General features: G+C 42.7%; 21 protein-coding genes. 14 read left to right on the forward strand and 7 right to left on the reverse strand.

Annotation, left to right across the window (positions count from 1 at the left end; translation table 11 throughout):
- The first annotated feature begins 41 nt into the window (after positions 1 to 41).
- The 5 genes from ACI2IW_RS12770 to ACI2IW_RS12790 all read left to right on the forward strand — a co-directional run bounded on the left by ACI2IW_RS12770 (position 42) and on the right by ACI2IW_RS12790 (position 4,173).
- Entirely contained in the window at positions 42 to 473 is a 432-nt protein-coding gene (locus tag ACI2IW_RS12770; protein ID WP_404693859.1) for a hypothetical protein, read from the forward strand.
- Between the two features lie 362 nt (positions 474 to 835).
- Positions 836 to 1,048, forward strand: a complete 213-nt coding sequence (locus tag ACI2IW_RS12775) for a cold-shock protein (RefSeq protein WP_057758834.1) — start codon at positions 836 to 838, stop codon at positions 1,046 to 1,048.
- Positions 1,049 to 1,315: 267 nt separating this feature from the next.
- Positions 1,316 to 1,885, forward strand: a complete 570-nt coding sequence (locus tag ACI2IW_RS12780; RefSeq protein ID WP_179799542.1) for a DUF421 domain-containing protein — start codon at positions 1,316 to 1,318, stop codon at positions 1,883 to 1,885.
- Between the two features lie 461 nt (positions 1,886 to 2,346).
- Positions 2,347 to 3,096 (forward strand): electron transfer flavoprotein subunit beta/FixA family protein, encoded by a 750-nt coding sequence (locus tag ACI2IW_RS12785; RefSeq protein WP_404693860.1) that lies wholly within the window; start codon positions 2,347 to 2,349, stop codon positions 3,094 to 3,096.
- Positions 3,097 to 3,240: 144 nt separating this feature from the next.
- Positions 3,241 to 4,173: an electron transfer flavoprotein subunit alpha/FixB family protein gene (locus ACI2IW_RS12790; protein ID WP_201549324.1), complete on the forward strand. Its 933-nt coding sequence runs from the start codon at positions 3,241 to 3,243 to the stop codon at positions 4,171 to 4,173.
- Between the two features lie 205 nt (positions 4,174 to 4,378).
- Here the strand turns inward: ACI2IW_RS12790 and ACI2IW_RS12795 are convergent, their stop codons facing one another.
- Both ACI2IW_RS12795 and ACI2IW_RS12800 read right to left on the reverse strand, forming a co-directional pair.
- The gene (locus ACI2IW_RS12795) at positions 4,379 to 5,173 is read right to left on the reverse strand and encodes a TrmH family RNA methyltransferase (protein WP_404693861.1); all 795 of its coding nucleotides are present in this window, start codon (positions 5,171 to 5,173) and stop codon (positions 4,379 to 4,381) included.
- 96 nt (positions 5,174 to 5,269) lie between these two features.
- Positions 5,270 to 6,253 (reverse strand): class 1 fructose-bisphosphatase, encoded by a 984-nt coding sequence (locus ACI2IW_RS12800; RefSeq protein ID WP_404693862.1) that lies wholly within the window; start codon positions 6,251 to 6,253, stop codon positions 5,270 to 5,272.
- 389 nt (positions 6,254 to 6,642) lie between these two features.
- Between ACI2IW_RS12800 and ACI2IW_RS12805 the strand changes: the two genes are divergently transcribed.
- Genes ACI2IW_RS12805 through ACI2IW_RS12815 form a run of 3 tightly spaced genes read left to right on the forward strand, consistent with a single transcriptional unit; the run spans position 6,643 to position 9,527 of the window.
- Entirely contained in the window at positions 6,643 to 7,716 is a 1,074-nt protein-coding gene (locus tag ACI2IW_RS12805; protein ID WP_114701674.1) for an aspartate carbamoyltransferase catalytic subunit, read from the forward strand.
- Between the two features lie 58 nt (positions 7,717 to 7,774).
- Positions 7,775 to 8,986, forward strand: coding sequence for a dihydroorotase (locus tag ACI2IW_RS12810; protein WP_404693863.1), 1,212 nt, complete (start codon positions 7,775 to 7,777; stop codon positions 8,984 to 8,986).
- A gap of 55 nt (positions 8,987 to 9,041) precedes the next feature.
- Positions 9,042 to 9,527: a DUF2127 domain-containing protein gene (locus ACI2IW_RS12815; protein ID WP_404693884.1), complete on the forward strand. Its 486-nt coding sequence runs from the start codon at positions 9,042 to 9,044 to the stop codon at positions 9,525 to 9,527.
- Positions 9,528 to 9,606: 79 nt separating this feature from the next.
- On the opposite strand, the gene ACI2IW_RS12820 is transcribed toward ACI2IW_RS12815, so the two are convergent.
- The 3 genes from ACI2IW_RS12820 to ACI2IW_RS12830 all read right to left on the reverse strand — a co-directional run bounded on the left by ACI2IW_RS12820 (position 9,607) and on the right by ACI2IW_RS12830 (position 14,231).
- Complete coding sequence (locus tag ACI2IW_RS12820) at positions 9,607 to 10,881, reverse strand: cation:proton antiporter (protein WP_404693864.1); 1,275 nt, start codon at positions 10,879 to 10,881, stop codon at positions 9,607 to 9,609.
- A 154-nt stretch (positions 10,882 to 11,035) separates the two neighbouring features.
- Positions 11,036 to 12,652: a DUF2254 domain-containing protein gene (locus ACI2IW_RS12825; RefSeq protein ID WP_404693865.1), complete on the reverse strand. Its 1,617-nt coding sequence runs from the start codon at positions 12,650 to 12,652 to the stop codon at positions 11,036 to 11,038.
- Entirely contained in the window at positions 12,645 to 14,231 is a 1,587-nt protein-coding gene (locus ACI2IW_RS12830; protein ID WP_404693866.1) for a YihY/virulence factor BrkB family protein, read from the reverse strand. Before ACI2IW_RS12830 ends, ACI2IW_RS12825 begins: the two co-directional genes overlap by 8 nt.
- A 256-nt stretch (positions 14,232 to 14,487) precedes the next feature.
- Here ACI2IW_RS12830 and wrbA point away from each other — a divergent pair, with 256 nt between their 5' ends.
- Both wrbA and ACI2IW_RS12840 read left to right on the forward strand, forming a co-directional pair.
- Positions 14,488 to 15,105, forward strand: coding sequence for an NAD(P)H:quinone oxidoreductase (gene wrbA / locus ACI2IW_RS12835; protein ID WP_404693867.1), 618 nt, complete (start codon positions 14,488 to 14,490; stop codon positions 15,103 to 15,105).
- 127 nt (positions 15,106 to 15,232) lie between these two features.
- On the forward strand, positions 15,233 to 15,685 hold the full coding sequence (locus ACI2IW_RS12840) for a hypothetical protein (protein WP_404693868.1): 453 nt from the start codon (positions 15,233 to 15,235) through the stop codon (positions 15,683 to 15,685).
- Positions 15,686 to 15,788: 103 nt separating this feature from the next.
- Here the strand turns inward: ACI2IW_RS12840 and ACI2IW_RS12845 are convergent, their stop codons facing one another.
- A complete protein-coding gene (locus tag ACI2IW_RS12845) occupies positions 15,789 to 16,544 on the reverse strand; it encodes a DUF3108 domain-containing protein (protein ID WP_404693885.1) in 756 nt (251 codons plus the stop codon).
- A 467-nt stretch (positions 16,545 to 17,011) separates the two neighbouring features.
- On the opposite strand from ACI2IW_RS12845, the gene groES reads away from it, so the two are divergent.
- The 3 genes from groES (at position 17,012) to ACI2IW_RS12860 (ending at position 19,942) form a co-directional block, all read left to right on the forward strand.
- Positions 17,012 to 17,302, forward strand: a complete 291-nt coding sequence (gene groES / locus ACI2IW_RS12850; protein WP_058024926.1) for a co-chaperone GroES — start codon at positions 17,012 to 17,014, stop codon at positions 17,300 to 17,302.
- A 110-nt stretch (positions 17,303 to 17,412) separates the two neighbouring features.
- A complete protein-coding gene (groL, locus tag ACI2IW_RS12855; RefSeq protein WP_404693869.1) occupies positions 17,413 to 19,062 on the forward strand; it encodes a chaperonin GroEL in 1,650 nt (549 codons plus the stop codon).
- A gap of 367 nt (positions 19,063 to 19,429) precedes the next feature.
- Positions 19,430 to 19,942, forward strand: a complete 513-nt coding sequence (locus tag ACI2IW_RS12860; protein WP_404693870.1) for a hypothetical protein — start codon at positions 19,430 to 19,432, stop codon at positions 19,940 to 19,942.
- A 295-nt stretch (positions 19,943 to 20,237) separates the two neighbouring features.
- Here ACI2IW_RS12860 and ACI2IW_RS12865 read toward each other — a convergent pair whose 3' ends face one another.
- The gene (locus ACI2IW_RS12865) at positions 20,238 to 20,693 is read right to left on the reverse strand and encodes an Lrp/AsnC family transcriptional regulator (protein WP_057758867.1); all 456 of its coding nucleotides are present in this window, start codon (positions 20,691 to 20,693) and stop codon (positions 20,238 to 20,240) included.
- Between the two features lie 147 nt (positions 20,694 to 20,840).
- Between ACI2IW_RS12865 and ACI2IW_RS12870 the strand changes: the two genes are divergently transcribed.
- Positions 20,841 to 21,758: a DMT family transporter gene (locus ACI2IW_RS12870; RefSeq protein ID WP_404693871.1), complete on the forward strand. Its 918-nt coding sequence runs from the start codon at positions 20,841 to 20,843 to the stop codon at positions 21,756 to 21,758.

The following is a 21,758-nucleotide window of genomic DNA, read 5'->3' on the forward strand; positions in this document are numbered from 1 at the left end:
ATGCTTCATTCTCACTTTCTATAGATAATAGGTTGTATGCTGTGCAAATATCTTATTCAGACTGGCTAACGCCGCAATTCGTATATATTACTCTTAGCGCTGTGGTAGCAGTTTTAATTTGGATAGAAGGGGAGATGCTTAAACAGACCAATGGTAAACTGCCTCAATCTAAATTCTTCAAAGTTAGTTCATTGTTAGATACTCTATGGTTCTTTATATCGGTAGTGATTTTATACGTTATTGATTTGTCCCCATTAGCTATCGCAGTGCCTGCTGCATATGGCATATACACGACCTTTGGTTGGATATATGGTACCAAGCTGCTGAAGCGCAAAGGCATCCCTGACTCTCCTAAAGATTTGGTCATTCCAGCCAAGTATATTGCCTATAGTCAGTCATTTTCATTGGTGTTTTTTGCGTTATGTTTGCTCGTATTGAGTTCAGCATGGCTACCGACATCACCATTGCAGTAACTAATATTCCAACCTACTATCATCTATGTCGACTTATTTAATTAGTGGTTTATTGATGAAGTTGTGGTGTATCTATAAATAAAAACTATTTTATATCAATAAGATATAGAGCTGATACTATCGATGTTAGCTTGCAACAATGGTTAGTGTTTATTTACAAAAATCAGCAATTTAGACTGTTCCTACCATGGAAAACTGTTATAATCAGACTGTACTCAAAATATTTGAGGCAAAAAATTCAAATTTTCTTTAAGATTGTTTAGTATTTTTGGCCGCCGCATTTAGCAGAAAATATTAGGGTATATATCAATTAATCGGTGATGACACAAGTCTCGCCAACAGTTAAAGAGTCAGGAAAATTTATGTCAGATAAAGTTGAAGGCACTGTAAAGTGGTTTAATGAAGCTAAAGGTTTTGGTTTTATCGCTCAAGACAACGGCGGACAAGACGTATTCGCTCACTACAGCGCTATCCAAGGTAACGGTTTCAAAACTCTAGCCGAAGGCCAAAAAGTGTCTTTCATCTTAGGTGATGGCAAAAAAGGCCCACAAGCTGAGCAAATCGAAGCTATCTAATCTCATTTATTATTAGGCTAACTGCTTGCCAGTAAGCTTAATGACAATAAGATTATCAATACGCATTGATTACTTTGTTTGTTAAAACAATAAAAATACTGTATCGACTTTAAAAAAAAGCAACCTCTTATCAGGTTGCTTTTTTTATGGGGCTTTTTTGGCATGACAAAGTGTTGGTAATGTAAGGTACTATTGATTTTGACGGTCAACATCATCAGGTAATAGCGAACAATGATTTAATAAAAATGTAATAGATAAGGTTGTATTATGAAGTGGGAAAATTGGCTTTCAATTGACTGGCAACAGGTGCTCGGGATTTCTTTATCTGCTGTAGGCTTTTATGTAGGGCTGATGTTGTTTACTCGATTGATGGGTTTACGCAGTTTTTCTAAGTTATCAAGCCATGATTTTGCGATGACGGTTGGTATTGGTAGTATATTGGCGTCGACGGTATTGTCAGATAAGCCCTCTCTATTTCAAGGATTGTTTGCTGTTGCGGTATTATTCTTAATTCAGGGCGTTATTTCAGTTATCAGACGCAAAATAAAACCGCTAAAAGCACTGATAGACAATCAAGCTATTATCCTAATGGCTCATGGTGAGTATCTAGAAGACAACTTAAAAGAAGCCAATCTTAGTACCAGCGATGTGCAGGAAGTGCTACGTAAAAATGGTATCAAAGCGAAAACAGAAGTGTTTGCGGTGATTATGGAGACGACAGGTGATATGAGTGTCATCAAAAGTAACGATGTTGAACCTGACTGGTCTTTATTTGACGATATACGAGATAGCGAATTATTGCTTGGCGCTAGTAAGAATAGTAAGTCGCAGGTCTAGCTTGACTAATTAACTAACTAACTATTCTTATCCGTTAACCTCAAAGAGATAAATAATAACAAAATATTAAGTAAACCTAAGGTTTAGAATGCTATAAAGGTACAAGTATTTTGAGCTGTTGAACAACGCAAATCATGAAATGATGCGCTTATAGACTATTTATTGTAGAGTGTTGACAAATTTATGACGCATTATTCACGGCGTTGTCTTGACCTTATCTGCCTGCTGACGCAAGATACATAGGTCTGATAATAACGGTTGGCTTAGCTTTAGCAGATTTCATTAGTAAGAGATACAATGCTAATATGCTCTTAGATATTGGCTCATCTTTCTTAGTTAACAATATTCTGTTGATGTAGTAATAACCTTGAGCAGTATTTTGAACGACAATTTGAACCACAACGAACCTTTGGTTCTTAACTGACAATTTTTAACTCATAACATTAATAAACGAGGAACGTATGAAAGCATTAGTAGCGGTCAAGCGTGTCATTGATTATAACGTAAAAGTTCGTGTAAAAGCCGACAACTCTGGCGTTGACTTATCAAACACTAAAATGTCAATCAACCCTTTTGATGAAATCGCAGTAGAAGAAGCGGTTCGTCTGAAAGAAGCTGGCGTCATTGATGAAATCATCGTCGCGTCTATCGGTCCAAAAGAGTCACAAGAGCAAATTCGTGCAGCCCTAGCATTGGGTGCTGATCGTGGTATTTTAGTCGTGAGTGACGAAAAACCATATCCACTACAAGTTGCCAAGATTCTAAAAAGTATCGCTGAAACGGAAAGCACAGATATTATCTTGTTGGGTAAACAAGCGATTGATGACGACAACAACCAAACGGGTCAGATGCTAGCGGCATTGATGGGTATCGGTCAGGGTACGTTTGCATCAGAAGTGAAGGTTGAAGGCGACAAAGTCAACGTAACGCGTGAAATCGATGGCGGCCTACAAACGGTTGCTCTTGATTTGCCAGCGGTTATCACGACTGATCTACGCTTGAATGAGCCCCGTTATGCGAAACTGCCTAACATCATGAAAGCGAAGAAAAAGCCGCTTGATGAAAAAACGCCAGCAGATTTCGGTGTCGATATGACATCTAAGCAAGAGATTATTAAAGTCGTGCCACCTGCTGAACGCAAAGCTGGTATTACAGTAGGGTCAGTTGATGAGTTGGTTGATAAGCTAAGAAACGAAGCAAAAGTCATTTAATGATTTGACGCTTCGTTACGGCATATCCTGTACGAGGTTATCCATTTGACTGATTTGTTTCATATTGAATAATGGTCGCTCAAATAGCTTTGTACACAAACAACCGCATGAATAGATAATACGAATAAATAAAGGATTAAAACCATGGCAATTTTGGTATATGCAGAACACGACAATGCCAGTCTAAAAAAGGCAACTTTGAACACCATCGCTGCTGCTAAGCAAATCGGTGGCGACATCCATGTATTAGTAGCGGGTAGTGGTGCTCAAGCAGTCGCTGATGAAGCAGCAAAAGCAGAAGGCGTGACAAAAGTACTCTTGGCTGATAACGCGGCCTATGAGCATCAACTGGCGGGTAATGTGGCGCTATTGGTTGCTGATGTCGCTGGTGATTACAGCCATATCCTAGCAGCTGCGACCACGACTGGTAAAAACTTTATGCCACGCGTTGCAGCGTTACTTGACGTCAGCATGCTGTCTGAAATCTCAGGTGTGGTAGATGCGCAAACGTTTGAGCGTCCTATCTATGCTGGTAATGCAACGGCAACCGTAAAAACGACAGAAGACAAAGTCGTACTAACCGTACGTACGACTGCATTTGACCCAGTAGCAAGCGAAGGTGGTTCAGCGACTGTTGAAACTATCGATAACGTACAAGAAACTGGCAAAGCTAGTTTTGTGAACGAAGAAATGGCTAAGTCTGATCGTCCAGAATTGACCTCAGCTGGTATCGTGGTTTCTGGTGGTCGTGCCTTGGCAAATGGTGAAAACTTCACCAAATACATTGAGCCATTGGCTGACAAACTAGGCGCAGCTGTTGGTGCGTCACGTGCGGCTGTTGATGCAGGATATGTGCCAAACGATATGCAGGTCGGTCAAACGGGTAAAATCGTTGCACCGCAGCTATATATCGCCGCTGGTATCTCAGGCGCGATTCAGCATTTGGCTGGTATGAAAGATTCTAAAGTCATCGTTGCTATCAATAATGACCCAGAAGCGCCAATCGCTAGCGTTGCTGATTACTTCTTAGAAGCAGATTTGTTTGAAGCGCTTCCTGAGCTTACTAGCAAGGTTTAATGGATAGTCACAGAGTTACTAAACGGCTACGGCGTTATCCTCCTTAGATGTACTACTTGTACAATCTGCAGTCGGCTGCCTTGTATTCGTTTTAGATTTCTTTGACTATATTAGTAGTAGACAGATAATAAAAACCCACTATCAATCGGTAGTGGGTTTTTTCTTGCTTGATAGAGAAGATTTTAATTATAGTTATAAATGGACGCTAAGAGTACTGTCTTTGGCGCAAGGTTTCGTACAGACATAAAGACCCTGCAATAGCGACATTTAAGCTTTCTTGGCCATTTGGCTGCGGTAAAGCGATAGGGGTAGCACATTGCATCAAATCATCGCTGACGCCTTGACCTTCATGACCCATAATCCAAGCGACAGGCGCCGATAGGTTGTGATCATAAATCAAAGTATCGGTATGTGAGCTAGTCGCCAACAGTGGAACTTTTACGTGATCTAAAATATCTTGCGTACTCAAGCCTTCATAAATAGTCAGCGCAAACTGTGCACCCATACCTGCTCGTAGCGTCTTGGGAGACCAAGCTTGCGCGGTAGCACTGGTACATAAGATGTTGCGAATACCAACCGCTGCTGCTGTGCGCAGTAGCGTACCAACATTCCCACTGTCTTGTACATCATTCAAGATCAAGCAGTCCTCATCAATCATTGATAAGTTAGGCGTTGGTACGTTGATGATAGCCATGATATCGATACCAGTACCTAAGCTACGAATACTCTCGTACAGTGAATTGGATAAAATAAGAATAGGCGTATAAGTCGGCAGACGAGTGAGTATTTGCTGAACTTCAGGATGACTACGTGCTGATTCGGACAGTATTATTTGAACAAATGGATAGTCGCTACGCAGCGCAGCATCTATCAAATGGACGCCTTCTATGACGGTCTGACCATGCTTTTTGCGTTGACGTGCTTGTGCCAATAGGGCTTTTACAAGCTTGACGGTGGTGTTCTTATCTGAGGTAATCAGCTCGGTGGGATTTAGTACCATAGTGGATCGCTTAGAGAAGAGTAGGAGGGTGAATAACCAGCATCGAGCTTATAATCTCGCTGTAAGCTGGTTATTTTTAGAAAGTACTTATATCAATTACTGCTCAGAATAATTGACGTGTAAGTCTCTAACATAATTGACTTCGTTTTTGCTACCGAGCACCACAGGAACACGCTGATGAATCTCAGTTGGTTTGATATCTAAAATGCGATTGACAGCGTCTGTCGCACCGCCGCCGGCACGCTCGATCAATAGGCTCATGGGGTTGGCTTCGTACATCAAACGCAGTTTACCTGCTTTATGCGCGTATTTGGTATCAAACGGGTAAGTGAAAAGACCGCCGCGGCATAAGATGCGATGGACGTCACCCACCATAGCGGCGACCCAACGCGTATTAAAATCGCGCCCACGTACCCCTGTCTCGCCAGCAATCAACTCATCAATATACTGTTGCATCGGTGCGCGCCAATAGCGATAGTTTGAGCTATTGATAGCATACTCGCTCGTATCGACATCGATTTGAACATTGTCTTCTATCAGCACATAGTCAGAAGTCTCTGGATCTAGGCTAAACATCACGACTTTATCAGCGATGGTTAACGCTAGGACAGTAGAGGTACCATATAGCAGATAACCGGCTGCGAGCTGTTTGTTGCCGGCTTGCAAATAGTCGCTATTTTCACTGGTTTGACCTTGGCGCTCATACGGTAGAACAGAAAAAATCGTACCTACTGCCATATTGATATCAATATTTGATGAGCCATCTAATGGGTCAAATAGTACCAATAGGCTACCGTCATCATTAGCAGGGGTGGCATCATCGAGCTCTTCTGAAGCAACACCAGCACAATGTGTATTTTTTGCCAATGCATCTAGCAGTAGGTCATTGGCCAGTACATCTAGTTTTTTCTGATCTTCGCCTTGTACATTTTGATTACCTGCTTCGCCCAAAATATCTGCTAGAGCGCCTTTTCTGAGCAGTTGTGAAATCGTCTTACCGACATCAGTGACAGTGGTAATCACGTCGTTAAGTGCAGGGCTAGTAGCATGTTGGTTTAGATAGTCTGCTAAGGTCGTCATAAGGCTTCCTAATAAATAGTATGGAAAGTAAAAGAACGGATAGGTGTCAAAGTAAAGAAGTAGGTGGCATTTAGCACACCTGAAATAGGTAAATTCTTAAATAGCTAATACGGCATCTTTGTCCCGACCACAAAATCGGCTACACTATATCTATTGTTATTCATTTATAGTTTTGCCAGAATTATTCTCTATGAGAATACAGCATGTCTACTCACGCTTTCTGATTGTCTGCTGAGGTTATTTTTCGGTCGAATTTGATTACGGTAAATTGTAGCAAATAAGCGTCAAAATGTCCTTTGTATCTATGCCTATCAGTGATAAATGATCGAACAAAGATGAATAAGTGATTACTATAGACTCATATAAACCCACAATAAAGACTCGCCATTATGTCAAATTCTATCGATAGTAGCGCTACACAACCAGTCTCACCGACTGATTATGCAAAATTTGATCCCAATACGATTCATCAAAGGCTCAATACCTCATTGAGTCGTCCGCAGCTCAATACCGATGGCAGTATCCGGCATTTCTTAGGTGTTGAAGGTCTTAATAAAGCACAGCTCAAAGCTATTATTGCAAAAGCAGAGACTTTCTTTGATGAAAACGGACAGCTAATCAATCGTCCTGAGTTAGACGGCTACACGGTCATGAATTTGTTCTTTGAACCATCGACTCGTACCCGTACGACATTCGAGGTGGCAGAAAAACGCTTGGGTGCCAATGTACTCAATATCGATATCGAACGTTCGAGCACCAAAAAAGGCGAGAGTCTGCGTGATACGCTGTGGAATCTACAGGCAATGACCGCAGATATCTTTGTAGTACGCCATTCAGCATCAGGTGCTGCGCATTTTATGGCAACAGAAGTCACGCCTGATATCGCAATCATTAACGGCGGTGATGGCTGGCATGCGCATCCTACTCAAGGGATGCTCGACATGTTGACCATTCACCGTGAGGCACCGCGCCCGTTTGAAGAGCTGTCTATCGCAATCGTTGGTGATATTAAGCACTCACGCGTGGCACGCTCTGATATCAGTGCATTGCAAACGCTAGGTGTGACAGACATTCGTGTTTGTGCGCCGCGCACTCTACTGCCAAAAGGTATTGAGCGTTTCGGTGTACAAGTATATGAAAACATGGACGAGTGTGTCACCGACTGTGATGTGATCATGGGATTAAGAATACAAAATGAGCGTATCGGTTCGCCGCTCTTGGCATCATCAAGTGAATACTATAAGCACTATGGTATTACGCCAGAGCGGGTAGCTCTCGCTAAGCCTGATGCATTGGTGATGCATCCGGGGCCGATGAATCGCGGTGTTGAGATTGCCTCTAGTGTGGCTGATGGCGCACAATCCGTTATCTTAAAGCAGGTAAATAACGGCATTGCCATTCGCATGGCAGTCTTATCACTTGCGATGGAAGGTCAACGCGCTCATCAAGCGGCTGGCAAGTAATAGCCTGCCGCGCGACTTATTCTCATTTATTTCATTTTATTGATACGGTAATAACGTTATGTCTACCATGCTTAATACTGATGCACCCATTCTTGACCATTTACCAAAAGCATTTAAAGATGCATTGCCGAAAACTGCAACAGAAAAACTATCTACACTCGATTCTGGCCGTGAGATGTGGTTATTACCACCACTAGTAGATCTATGCGCGCGCTTGCGTGAGCCAGGCCAGCAGCAACACGGTACGCTAAAATCAGAAGGCAGCGCAGCTCGTGGTAATGGGTTCTTGCATGTGGTTACGCCGCCTGATACCAATCCTATTTTAGAAAACGGCTCACTCTTAAAAGGCTTACGTGAGCGCGCCCTGAGTGATGGCGGGATTTACTTACATATTTTGGGTGCATTGACCACAGGGTTAGAGGGCGAACGACCATCTAACATTGCAGGGCTTAAAAAGGGCGGCTGTATCGCAGTATCCAATGCGCGTAGACCTTTTCGCAATGATTTAGTATTGCTGCGTACACTAGAATACGCGGCGACTTTTGGCATGAAAGTATTCTTTTATCCTGATGAGCCAAGTCTGTCTGGAGATGGAGTGGCACATGAGGGCTATATTGCTTCTTATCATGGTTTGCAAGGGATTCCTTGGATTGCAGAAACGGTTGCATTGTCTACGCAGCTATTGATGGTTGAAGAGACTGGAATCGCTGCTCATTTTAGCCAGTTATCATGTAAGTCTTCCATTGAGCTCATGCGCTGGGCAAAAGATAAAGGCTTGCCAGTGACTTGCGATGTTGCGATGCATCAGCTTTACTTAACTGATGACAATCTTGAAGGCTTTAATGCTCAGGCGTATGTGTTACCACCACTGCGTAGTAATACGGATCAGCAGGCAATCCGCCGTGGATTAAAGGATGGTACTATCGATGCTATTTGTAGTCATCACGAGCCACTCAATAGCACCGCCAAAAAAGCACCATTTGCTGAAAGTACGCCAGGTATCTCAAACTTCGATACGTTTATGGCATTAGCTTGTCAGCTGGTAAATGACGATGTCTTAACACTCTCGCAATTAGTAGATAAAATTTGCCTAAATCCTGCAAAAATTGCAGGTATTAGTGATCAGTACGAAGCTATTGGCGGTGCAGTATTAGTCGATCCTAACCTTGAGTGGCAAGTAACCGCGCAGTCTATGCTATCGAATGGTAAGAACACGCCGTTTTTCAATCAGCAGTTGCAAGGACGTGTTGTGGAGACATTCTTTGGCTAATTTGCCCCGACAGGATGACCGTCTGCCGCCATCCTCGAAGGATAAAGGGGTTACTATGAATGGTCAGCAAGAAAAATTGCGCAGTACGGCGAGTGAGTCTATCAAAGCAGTGGCCATTTATGAGGTAGTCAAAGGTGTTGGTGCGTTACTAGGAGCAGGGGCATTATGGTGGTGGCATACCAATCTTGAGCATTGGTTGACGACGGCAACGGTTACTTGGCAACGCAGCTTCGGCCATATGCTTGCTCCGCAAATAGACAGTGCTGTACGTATTGCTCAGCAGGCAAGCAAAAACTGGCCGATGTTTTTATTATTGATATTTGCTTACGCCAGTTTGCGCTTCCTCGAAGCTTATGGCTTATGGCATGACAAAACATGGGCATATTGGTTTGGGGTGTTAGGCTATGGGGTATTTATTCCTATAGAAATCTACTATCTGATCGTTAGCCCATTTGACTGGTTTAAGCTTGGAATATTGGTTTCTAATCTGCTCATTATTATTGTGGTTTATCGCAATATGAAACGAAAGGGATTGATATAACGTTTAAATTTAAGTCAAAAGAATCCAGCATAAGACAAGTATCTTATGCTGGATTTTTTGTGCCTGATATATTTTTGGCTTATACGTCTACTGTTTTTTCATCGGTACGAATGCTTTTAGCGACTTTTCCAACGCTCAGACCTTGTACCAAGATAGAGAAAATAACCACTGCATAAGTGAGTGCCAATAAAATCTCTCGTTCAGCTCCGATAGGTAGCTGTAATACTAACGCGACTGAGATACCACCGCGTAAGCCGCCCCACGTTAGTACTTTCCATGCGCCCGTAGGCAAATCAAGCTGACGATGAAAGGTCTTGGTCGTCATACCTACCACGATAAATCTGGCAACGAGCGCAATCAAAATCGTCAAACCACTCGCGATAAATAAATTGCCTGAATAAGCAATCATCACTACTTCTAGACCAATGAGTACAAACAAAATGGCGTTTAAAATCTCATCAATCAATTCCCAGAACAAATCAATATAGTGCCGTGTCTTGTCACTCATGGCTAGCTCGCGACCACGATTACCAACCATTAGACCCATCATGACCATGGCGAGTGGCCCTGATAAATGCCAATGACTGGCCAACGCGTAGCCACCGATGACACCTGCCAATGTTAATAGCACTTCTTCTTGATAGCTATCAATGCTTTTGAGCAAGTAGTATAAAATTGCGCCAAGTACCAGTCCGAATACAACGCCGCCACCAGCTTCAACCGCCAAAGTATGTGCGACGTAGTGGGCAGTAGGGATATCACCGCTAGATAAAATCCCTAGCAATAAAACGAAGATGACCACGCCGATACCATCATTGAACAATGACTCGCCAGCGATGACAGTCTCGATGCTCTTTGGAGCACCTGCTGACGACAGGATGCCCATGACGGCAATAGGATCGGTAGGGGAGATAAGCGCCCCAAATAACAGACACCAGAGAAACGGCAGGCCGAAACCGAAGAGTGGCAACATAAAGTAAATTGCGGTTGCAATGAGCATCGCCGATATGATCGTACCAAGTCCGGCAAGGATGCCTATAGGTAGCTTGTAGCGTCTTAAATCACCAATATTGACGTGTAATGCGCCTGCGAATAGCAACATTGATAGCATACCGTCTAAGAGTACTTCAGTAAAATCAAGTTGCTCCAATAAACTGACTTCGTAATCAATCAGCTGATCAAACCCTAAGAAGCCTAAAAATATCGCGCCGATTGACAATAAGATAGAGATGACCATGACACCGATAGTGGTCGGCAAACCAATAAAACGGTGATTAATATAAGTTAACGAAGCAGTAATCGACAAAAATATGGCGCTGATTTCTAGGATGGTGAGGCTGGTTGCAGATGCCATAAAAAGTAAGTCTCATATGAATATAAAAAGTATCTAAAGCGCAGGGCTTATAGGGACGTTATAAGTGTTGCTAGCTGTAGGTGTTGTAATTATAAGTAAAGTGCTTATAAGGGCTGACATTGCCATCTATTTAAACAGTTAACTGGTCATGTCATTAACTAGACTGTGTCTGTAACGCTTGACGAATATCCGCTTCAAAATCATTCACGTAATTAAAATGCTTGTGCTGCGCATCGTTATCAAGGATAAATTGCTTGGCTTGTTCGCACATAGCGACCAAATCATCGACCAATTCTTGATAATTTAAATTCTCTTCTCCGGCGCGCTGAATCAGATGCAATTCATGTAATAGCGTTTGCTGCTGTGCGCTGTTCACCCGTGCATAATTCAAATTGACCATTGCCTGACAGAGTGCTTTTAAGACCATGAGGTCAGCAGCTGCATAACGACGTATCTCACCGAGTGACACATTGATAAAGTCAGAAATTTTGGGGATATGAGTGACTAGTGCCAATATGGCAAGACGCTTCTGTTTGATAGTATTTTCAGAGCTATCGTTAGTGTCTGATTGCGGTATGTGAAAGTGATAAGGGCTCGGTGGCTGGCGACGCATCATGATACTCAGACAGCTGGTTAGAGACTGGACGCAATTGACCGCAGTCTTTGGATCATTGATACCAGGGGATAGTGCACGTACAGCAATTTCCGTCATCTGACCTAAGCTATAAGCAATGTCGTTAGAGTGCGCCAATCGTTGCTCAAGTCGCAGGCAACCTGCAAGACGTTGCCAAAACAGTCCATCAGGCGCTCTCGGTATCACTGCCAGATGCGGTGTTGCTGTCCTTTGGCGATTATTCGGATGAGAGGCAGGCCACTGATAAAAATAGCCAATGACGTTGTTGTCAGTGACGTAATTACCGAGGTTGACATGCATTTGTACCACGCCACCATAATCTTGTGACAGCGCAATCAATGACTCAAGATAAATCTGCTGTAAATAACCTGAATTTGGTGAATAAATCGGCATAGCAGGCCAGTTTTGGAACTGCTCAATATCATGGTGCTCAGCATCGCGTTGATGTTGAATATCACATCGATCATTATACCAATAGTAAATGTTTGCAATCGCATCGTTGCTAGCATTTTGAATGACGTGTGACGCTTGAATAGCATGTACCATATGCTGTACAAAATAAACTAAAAGCAGCGCACAGATAATCGCCATGATAATAGCAAAAGTTACTGCCAATTGCGGCACACCAAAAGCTACGTCAGACTTATGGATAGACTTCAATACCAGTAAGCTATAGCTAAATGTACCGATAAAAGCGCCAAGGACAAACTGATTTGGAGTGTCAGTCAAAAAGTTACGTAGTAGTCTTGGACCAAACTGTGAGGATGCCATCGACAGGACGGCGATTGTAATCGAAAATGTCGTACCCGCCACGCCCAGTACCGCACCAGCGATGGCGGTCATAATCGCGCGCGCCGCCTCGTCATCACCAGTAAAAGCAAAGGAGATCTCTTTTACGGTTTCACGATCAAAATGCTGATCAATCGCGACTAGTAAAGGAGCAAGCAAAATACCGACGATGACACAAGCGGTTGGAATAAACCAATAAGAGCCAATCAGCCATTGCCACAAGTTATTTAAGCGATCAGGCAAGTCGGTCAGCGTTTGTATTGACCACAACTTAGTGAACTGCTTAAGCCTGTTTTGACCTGCATTGATCGTACGTGTCCAGACACTGTCTCCATCATTTTTATTCACTGTGATGAGCCTTAGGGTTATCTGCTTCTGTAATAATAGCGTTTTTGTGCGTACGTCTGCTCATATTTGTCTCAGCATGACTCTCACTACTAGTCCCTAGAGGTATGATGGCTTCATTGTCGTGATCGTCATACTCAATATCACTGTCTTTATCATAAGCCATAGGCTCTAGGTGCGGTGAGGCTTCAATATTTGAATCATTACCGTTATAAATATTCTCATTATGTCTATCTAGATTATCATGTCGTTGTACGTTTTCAGTGGCGGCAGAGGTTTTTCTAAATAATTTATGGTCATCGCTATGCTTACTATTAGATTGTTTACGAGGTTCGCTATTGGCAAAGATAGCATTTAGCGGCAGATGCAGTTGCTGTTTGGCGTACCCCTCAGTATTTTCAAAGCGTTTTACCAGTAAACTTAGCCAAGGCTTTTGACCTTCCAATTTCATCTCATCCAACTCGTCCTTGATAGGAAGTGGGTAGGGCAAGGTACGATAAAAGTCCCATAACGTCATCCTACTCAGGTCTCTTTTGAGTACATAGTCGTCATCATCTGTCATGGTAATCAGATTGCTGTCTTGTAGGTAGTTGATATAGGTATACCATTTTGGCAGCTCTTTGCGACCTAAGACATTACGCAGTGCTTGCTCGCTAACAGCTTCACCTTTTAAGTGGTGGGTATAAACCAAATTCAACATGTCTAACAAGCTGAGTAACGGGTGACGAGGGTAGACTTCTTCTGTCTCAAAAATCGTCAAGGTATAGCTGATTTCAACGCCTAATAAAATCAAATTCCACGACAGATAAATCCATAGTAGAAAAATAGGCAAGGCAGCAAAAGCGCCGTAAATCGCTTCATAGCTAGTAAAGTTAGCCATCACTGTACCAAACAGATGCTTCATTAATTCAAAGACAATGGCCACGAACACGCCAGCGATGGCTGCATTTTTTGCTGGTACGCGCGCCTTAGGAATGAACCAATACATGCCAATAAAACCTGCGACAGTGATACCAATCGATACGGCCTGTACCCAAAACCCCCAATCGATCCCGTAACCTGCGATTTGGCGATTTAAAAAACTCAAGCTTTGTACCGTGCTTGAAGCGATAAACGCCGTACCCAGCACCATAGGGCCCAAGGTTACAATCGTCCAATAGCGCAGCAGACTCTTTATACCACCTGAGCGGCTCTCCACTCGCCAGATTTGATTAAAGGCACGCTCAATGGTGGTCAAGGTCATGATGGTGGTAAAAAATAGCACCATGGCGCCGATGATGGTAAGGTTCGATGATTTTTCGGCGAAGTCATTGATATACTCACTGACTTGCATGCTCGATTGCGGCAACAAGTTGCTATAAATGACCTCGTATATCTGCGCTCTGACGGATGCCAGTGCCGGTACAGAGGACAATATCATGAGCAAAACGGTTAATACAGGCACGATCGACAGCATAGTCGTGTAGGTTAGCGATGCTGCTTTTTGCTGACAGTTGTCTTCAAAAAAATGTCGAACCAAAAATCGCAAGAATTGAAACCAGCGTTGTTGTAGAAATGGCAGTTTTTGTGAGAATTTTTCCATGTCGACCATTAAGCAAAAGTAAGAGTGACAATAGTGTAACAAAGATGAACGGTTACCATCTGCGGTTTAATTGTGTCAAAATGCACTACCTAGCACATCAGATACAATATAAGTCAGGTTAACAACCATGGTTATTTGCATGACAGTGAATGACTCGGGCATAATGTGCACATATTCTACAATGCCAGTTAGTTGTATATTTCGCCGCATTTTTGGTGGCTAGTATGGTTAACGATTTTATAAGGAAGCTTTGCTAATGAGTCAGACCGACCCTTATGTTTTGGTGCTTTATTATTCTAATTACGGTACGACTAAGACATTAGCATATGCTATCGCTCAAGGTATTGAGGATGCTGGAATGACCGCGCGTATCCGTACGGTACCGACAGTGGCACCTGAAACCACGTCAAGTAAGCCTGCGATACCTGATGAGGGTGACTTGTACTGTACGATGGATGATCTAAAAGACTGTAGTGGTCTTGCGCTTGGTAGCCCAACCCACTTTGGTAATATGGCCGCACCCATGAAGTATTTTTGGGATAATACCGTGACCTTATGGCTGGCAGGGAACCTACAAAATAAACCAGCCTCAGTATTTACGGCGACAGGTTCCATGCATGGTGGCCAAGAAACGACGTTGTTGACGATGATGTTGCCGCTGATGCATCACGGTATGGTCATCGTAGGTGTGCCCTATGCAGAGCCAGCATTGAACCGTACTCATCGCGGCGGCACGCCTTATGGTGCCAGCCATGTCAGCGGTGCATCGCATGATCAGCCAATATCTGCTGACGAGCGAGATTTGGGTATTGCGCAGGGTCGCCGGTTGGCAATCACCGCTACTGCTTTAGCACAAGCAAACTGGGGTCGCTAATCGATTCTCATGTAACCGGTGTCATAGCTCAAACTTGATACTTAAATACTTTTTGCACTCAAATACTGATAATTAATCGCTAATAGCTAGATACCCATGCTATTCATTTAGGAAGTAAAAATCTCTAATGGCCACAAACCACTCTAACAGCAAGTCTCCTAAAGTTACCAAGCCTATCGCACCTATTGCGCAGCGCTTGATGATGACGTGGCTGATTTGGTTGGTGTATAGACTGCTTGGGTTGCCCATCTTGATCAATGTGTTTAATGCCAGTCGCCCTGATATTGTGGGCGGTATCGCATGGCAAGCACTATGGCTTTTGCCAGCTTTTATACTGACGCCATGGATCGTGCGCGGGCGCTTGCCTTATGCGTTATTGGTCGGTAGTATGTTTACTCTAGTATATTTGGGCGCAAGTGGCGTGGTGCTGTTTACGCGCGCGTATGGCAGCAGCTGGGCGGAAATAGCGGTATATCTGATTGATTTTGTATTGTTGTTTGCCATCAACGTTTGGTTGTTTATTTTACTAAAACGCTTGCCGTCGATGAATAATGTTGTTAAAAAACCGCGTTCTCATTAGTAGGCTGTAATAATAGTCATTAATCTTAAGATATAAAAAAGCGGCGTTCCAAATAGGACGCCGCTTTTTTATTGCGATAAAGCGACTCTTTTATCTATTGGTATTAGTTGACCTTGGTCAGTTCTAAATCCATCTTTTTACCATCATTGATTTGACTGACTTTGACAGGTAGATAGTCTAAGCTTGGTGCCAACCAAAAACTGGTAGAGCGACTGTCGTCATCATGGACGCGGTCGACACGCACCGTATCAAATGTGCCTGCTGGTACCGTAATTTTGGTGCTGCCAGATTTTTTAAACGGGGTCTTTTCGATTTTGTCTTTTTTCGCCATGTAGTAATTACCAGTAAACTTACCGTTTAACAGATCTTGGCGAATTTGCACTTCAAGGCTCAAGTCATCAAAGGCTTGCTGCGGCATACTCAGCGTCGTGGTCTTGCCTTTATAGTTGCTGGTCACCTTTTTGCTACTTGGGTTAAAGTCTAGTTTGTGCGTACGCCCCAAGCCTAATAGCTTATAAGTGGTGCTCGCTTGGGTTGGGCTGACATTATTACCATTGATGGTGAACGTGCTACTTTGCGAGGCACTAGCCACCCCAGCGACGCGAGCCTTAACGTTGTATTTCCACGTATTGCCAGATTTATTAAGCGTACGAGTCGCGGTTCCTTTGTATTTGTCTTCAACGGTAAAACTATAGTTGGCCGTTGATGGCTGAACAGTCTTTGCGCTGGCAAGTGTGGGTGTGGTCATACTCAAGGCTCCAATGGTGGAAATACTGATACTTGTCACTAAGGCGGATAAAAATTTAGATGGACTGCGTTTCGTATTATTAGAATCGTTAGGCAGTGATTTATTATGCATTGATAAAAAACTCATAGATACCTCTTAGTAGTTAATAAGATGCTGATATAGCAGCATCTATCGTCATTCTTATTATGTTCACAACGCTTATAATGGTCATACTCTGTTACATTTTCAAGAGTAAGAACCGACCGGCACGTGTGACGATTGTAGCGAATGTTGCTATGACATCTGATACGACCATCGAGGGTAACGTGCTGTAAAGCCAGCAATAGAGGGTAAATAAAATGTATGGTACCTATTAGGCCTCACTTCTATCAAGTGTCATCAAGAGCCGTCAGAATAATCTTGTAAATTTTTGGGCTTTACACTTGAAGCCAACCTATCTTGCCCCCACTTTTTGTTACAAGCTCAAAGCGTATCTTTAGATTGCTGTTATTGAATGGCGACTCTTATAGATACTGGTATTGAGACTATTAATTCAAATAAACCCTTTATTCAAACAACTAATTTTTGGAGTCATATCGATGAACATTCGTCCTTTACATGACCGTATCGTCGTCCGCCGCATAGAAGAAGAGACAAAAACTGCGGGTGGTATCTTGTTACCAGGTTCTGCACAAGAGAAGCCTTCACAAGGTGAAGTGATTGCTGTTGGTAATGGTCAAGTTCGTGACAACGGCGAAACTCGTGCGTTAGATGTAAAAGCTGGCGACAAAGTTTTGTTCGGTCAATATGCTGGTCAAACCGTGAAGGTTGACGGTGAAGAACTATTGATTATGAAAGAGTCTGACGTATTGGGCGTGTTAGAAGGCTAATAGCCTAATAGAGTTTTTTAGCTGACCATTTTTTAGCTAAAAATACTCCCCGCAATACGAACGAATCATTCAATTGTATTTTCATACTTATAATAATGGAGTAATTTACCATGGCAAAAGACGTAAAATTCGGCATAGATGCCCGTAAACAAATGATGGACGGCGTAAACGTTCTAGCAAACGCAGTACGTGTGACCCTAGGCCCTAAAGGCCGCAACGTGGTTATCGATAAATCTTTTGGCGCGCCAACCATCACTAAAGATGGTGTATCAGTTGCCAAAGAAATCGAGCTTGAAAACAAATTTGAAAACATGGGTGCTCAGCTCGTTCGCGAAGTGGCTAGTCGTACCAATGATGTTGCTGGTGATGGTACAACGACTGCGACCGTATTGGCTCAGTCAATCTTGCAAGAAGGCATGAAGTCAGTCGCTGCTGGTATGAACCCAATGGATCTTAAGCGCGGTATTGACAAAGCCGTTCGTGCAGCCGTTCAAGAAATCCATAACCTATCAACGCCAGCCGATGATGAAAAAGCCATCGCGCAAGTCGGTTCTATCTCTGCCAACTCAGACACCAAAATCGGTGAATTGATCTCGCAAGCGATGCAAAAAGTGGGTAAGCAAGGCGTTATCACGGTAGAAGAAGGTTCAAGCTTTGAAGATACCTTAGAAGTTGTAGAAGGTATGCAGTTTGACCGTGGTTATATCAGCCCGTACTTTGCTAACAAGCAAGACAGCCTGACTGCTGAATTTGAAAACCCATATATCCTATTGGTTGACAAAAAAATCAGCAACATCCGTGAGATCGTGCCATTACTTGAGCAAGTCATGCAGCAAAGTAAGCCATTGCTTATCATCGCTGAAGACGTAGAAAACGAAGCATTGGCAACCCTAGTTGTAAACAACATGCGTGGCGGCCTAAAAACTTGTGCCGTTAAAGCACCAGGTTTTGGCGATCGTCGTAAAGCCATGCTAGAAGACATCGCAACGCTAACGGGCGGTACTGTAATCTCTGAAGAGATTGGTCTAAGTCTAGAGACTGCGACGCTTGAGCAATTGGGTACGGCTAAGAAAGTCACTGTTGGTAAAGAAAACACCGTGATCGTTGATGGCGCTGGTAACAAAGCTGACATCGAAAACCGCGTCGAGTCTATCAACCGTCAGATCGCTGAATCTACTTCTGATTATGATAAAGAAAAGCTACAAGAGCGCGTTGCGAAATTGGCAGGCGGCGTCGCAGTAATCAAAGTTGGCGCAGCGACTGAAACTGAAATGAAAGAGAAGAAAGACCGTGTTGACGATGCACTACATGCCACTCGTGCCGCGGTTGAAGAAGGCGTTGTACCTGGCGGTGGCGTTGCATTAGTTCGTGCCATGAATGCATTGTCTGAGCTAAAAGGCGATAACGACGACCAAGACGCAGGTATCAACATTCTACGCCGCGCGATGGAAGCACCGTTACGTCAAATCGTTACCAACGCTGGCGAAGAAGCATCAGTTGTGGTTAACGCAGTGAAAAACGGCACGGGTAACTACGGTTACAATGCGGCATCTGGTGAGTACGGCGATATGCTTGAGATGGGTATCCTTGATCCAGCCAAAGTATCACGCTCAGCACTAGAGAACGCTGCCTCTGTTGCTGGTCTCATGCTAACGACTGAAGCCATGATTACTGACCTACCAGAAAAAGATGATGGTATGGCAGGTATGGGCGCTGCTGGTGGAATGGGCGGTATGGGTGGAATGGGCGGCATGATGTAATTTTACTGTCACTGCAAAGCGGTTTGTCTTTGTTAGACGCGCTCAATGTACAATAAGTACTATTTTCGCTCGTCTTCCTTGATAAATCACTTTTCGCAAAAAGTATGATTTTGTCATAAAGTCTATTTGACTATTAAAAGCTCTGTTATCAAAAGATAGCAGGGCTTTTTTGTGTCTAGTCTAATAGGGTAGTGGATTCATATAGAAAAACCCTTATAGGCTGAGCTTATCGTGATTTTTTAGGGTTGAAAGATAAATATTGATCATTGGTTTGAAACTCTTAAAATTAACAGCCATAATGTAGAAACAAAACAGTTGTTAAACTTACACATAAGATTGTAATCTTATTTATATTTTTGGAAAGTTAATGAAGAAAGTATTATTCACCGCTCTTGTTTCGCTTAGTGTCATGTTCGTTCCATACAGTTCTAGTATTGCTCAAAGTAATAAAATGAACGATCTCGCGAGTATTGATCAGATGTATAGCTCTAAGTTAGTTGGTACTTGGAACTGCAATCCTGTCGAAATGGAAGTTGAAGATGCAACTGTTACTATGAAAGGAAAAGCTTCGTATTTCACTAATAAACGAAGTAATACATTTGGTACGATGATAATAGATTATCCTAAAGAAAAAATTACGCTTGAATACGATTATTTCGGTACAGGCACTTGGGAGATAAACAATAAAAAATTAGTTGAAATATTAGAAGATATTAAGTTGACTAATATAAGTCATCCATACATGGACCAGTCATTCAATATGACTGATATGTTCCCGAAAAATATAAGTGCATCTTCCTCAATTATATCTTTGTCACAATCAAGTATGATTTTGAAAGAGGATACTGAGGGCGTAATATTTACTTGTTCAAAAAAATAATTAGATAAAGAACCTCTCTCATGAGCACAAATTATCTATACAAATAAACCTCTAGTTTTAACCCATATAGAAAAACCCTAGCGAGCTGAGCTTACTAGGGTTTTGTTATAAAATTTTAGTCTATTTTAGCTAATGATTACGCATCTGTCGCATTCCTTCTAAAAATCCACGTCTTATCAAAAGATGCTTCTTTGTAATAGCAATATTCTGTCAAATCCAAATGAACTCATTATGGGTCTTGCTACTCAAGAATTATCGAGCGAGACATTGTGCTGCTAGTCGGTATAAAAGAATCTCAAACAAAAATAGGTAAAGTTGTCTTATTGATTACCTTTCTCACCGATAAATGAGTGTGAATGTCTTTTACGCTAGCAAGCTTGTGTAGCTTACGGGTGAACCGCTCATAACCATCGAGATTGGGGCTCACCACTTCTAATAAATAATCATAAGAACCCGACACCACATGTCCATTAATCACCTCGTCCATATTGGACAGGGCACGCTCGAAGGCTGCGATAGATTCTTCTTGGTGGCTGTTGAGGCTGACCTCCACAAAGAAACTCATCGCAATACCTGCTTTGGCTTTATTTACGTTCGCTTGATAGTTCTCTATATAGCCTTCGTCCTCCAAACGTTTGAGGCGTCGCGCGCAAGGAGAAGGCGACAGCCCTATACGTTCGGACAATTCCGCCGTAGATAAGCGCGCTTCTTTCTGGAGCACTTCCAAGATATGGCGATCGATTTTGTCCATAATTTACCTTTTGGCTTTTTAAGCCAATAATTTTTATTTAATTAGTATTATCCACCAAATATTTGCAAAATTGCAATGGATAAATAGAGATAAAAGCGCGTATTTTAATTGATAATTGGTCTTTGTATAGCAGCATAAGACACGACTATGAATACGATATTCCACCCCTCATCACGCAAAAATCCATTGTTTGTAATGTCGCCACTAACCAAAGGCTATGTGGCGATGAGCGTCGTATTATTGATTTGGTCAGGCTTTGCGTTGACTGTACGAGCGGTTAGTGCATCTTCGCTAAGTATTGCGGATGTCATGCTCATTCGCTTCAGTGTACCGCTGGTCTTATTGACTCCTTGGGTACTCTCTAGTTGGCATGAAGTAAAAAACATAAGACTGCCAGATATCATGTTTGTTTTACTTGGTGGCGTGCCTTTTCTTTTATTAGCCGCTTTTGGTGCAAGTACGGTACCAGCAGCTTACGTTGGTACTATTTTGACAGGTACGCCAGTCTTCTTTGCCGCAATATTGTCTTTTATTTTTTATCGTCAACGAATATTATTGAGGAAATTTGCCGCATTAACCCTTATTCTCTTTGGTATCGCTACGATGATTGGCGGGCGTGCACAGTCAGTGCCTAATAGTCTTCTGTACGGTGTGGGGTTATTGTTGATGGCAAGCCTGATTTGGGCGGGTTATACCTTGGGGTTAAAAAGCACCAAGTTAAGTCCAATAGCTATCGCTATCGTGCTCTCTTATACCTCGTTTTTTCTGACATTGATGATGGTTCTGTCCGGTATTGTGGAAACGAATATAGGTTCTGTGTCTTTTGATGAAGCGCTTCCGTTTATCCTAGTACAAGGACTTGGTGTAGGGGTGGTATCAACCATTGCGTTTTCTTATGCAGTCAAAAAGCTGGGCTCCATTCGTACCTTATTACTTGGCTCTTTGTCCCCAGGATTAACCGCTATACTGGCTACGCTGATACTTAATGAGTCTCTATCAGTCATTATGATATGCGGCATCGTACTCAGTACCATTGGCGTCATCTTGTCCAATCGAGCGCAATAA

Origin of the sequence: Psychrobacter sp. NPDC078501, from assembly GCF_044900935.1 — a bacterium.
Lineage (GTDB): Bacteria > Pseudomonadota > Gammaproteobacteria > Pseudomonadales > Moraxellaceae > Psychrobacter.

Coding starts and splice junctions, on each gene's coding strand:
- ACI2IW_RS12790 (WP_201549324.1), top strand. CDS start 3,241: ATGGCAATTTTGGTATATGCAGAACACGACAATGCCAGTCTAAAAAAG.
- ACI2IW_RS12840 (WP_404693868.1), top strand. CDS start 15,233: ATGGCCACAAACCACTCTAACAGCAAGTCTCCTAAAGTTACCAAGCCT.
- ACI2IW_RS12795 (WP_404693861.1), bottom strand. CDS start 5,173: ATGGTACTAAATCCCACCGAGCTGATTACCTCAGATAAGAACACCACC.
- ACI2IW_RS12780 (WP_179799542.1), top strand. CDS start 1,316: ATGAAGTGGGAAAATTGGCTTTCAATTGACTGGCAACAGGTGCTCGGG.
- wrbA (WP_404693867.1), top strand. CDS start 14,488: ATGAGTCAGACCGACCCTTATGTTTTGGTGCTTTATTATTCTAATTAC.
- ACI2IW_RS12830 (WP_404693866.1), bottom strand. CDS start 14,231: ATGGAAAAATTCTCACAAAAACTGCCATTTCTACAACAACGCTGGTTT.
- ACI2IW_RS12865 (WP_057758867.1), bottom strand. CDS start 20,693: ATGGACAAAATCGATCGCCATATCTTGGAAGTGCTCCAGAAAGAAGCG.
- groES (WP_058024926.1), top strand. CDS start 17,012: ATGAACATTCGTCCTTTACATGACCGTATCGTCGTCCGCCGCATAGAA.
- groL (WP_404693869.1), top strand. CDS start 17,413: ATGGCAAAAGACGTAAAATTCGGCATAGATGCCCGTAAACAAATGATG.
- ACI2IW_RS12805 (WP_114701674.1), top strand. CDS start 6,643: ATGTCAAATTCTATCGATAGTAGCGCTACACAACCAGTCTCACCGACT.
- ACI2IW_RS12860 (WP_404693870.1), top strand. CDS start 19,430: ATGAAGAAAGTATTATTCACCGCTCTTGTTTCGCTTAGTGTCATGTTC.
- ACI2IW_RS12785 (WP_404693860.1), top strand. CDS start 2,347: ATGAAAGCATTAGTAGCGGTCAAGCGTGTCATTGATTATAACGTAAAA.
- ACI2IW_RS12800 (WP_404693862.1), bottom strand. CDS start 6,253: ATGACGACCTTAGCAGACTATCTAAACCAACATGCTACTAGCCCTGCA.
- ACI2IW_RS12815 (WP_404693884.1), top strand. CDS start 9,042: ATGAATGGTCAGCAAGAAAAATTGCGCAGTACGGCGAGTGAGTCTATC.
- ACI2IW_RS12775 (WP_057758834.1), top strand. CDS start 836: ATGTCAGATAAAGTTGAAGGCACTGTAAAGTGGTTTAATGAAGCTAAA.
- ACI2IW_RS12845 (WP_404693885.1), bottom strand. CDS start 16,544: ATGCATAATAAATCACTGCCTAACGATTCTAATAATACGAAACGCAGT.
- ACI2IW_RS12810 (WP_404693863.1), top strand. CDS start 7,775: ATGTCTACCATGCTTAATACTGATGCACCCATTCTTGACCATTTACCA.
- ACI2IW_RS12820 (WP_404693864.1), bottom strand. CDS start 10,881: ATGGCATCTGCAACCAGCCTCACCATCCTAGAAATCAGCGCCATATTT.
- ACI2IW_RS12870 (WP_404693871.1), top strand. CDS start 20,841: ATGAATACGATATTCCACCCCTCATCACGCAAAAATCCATTGTTTGTA.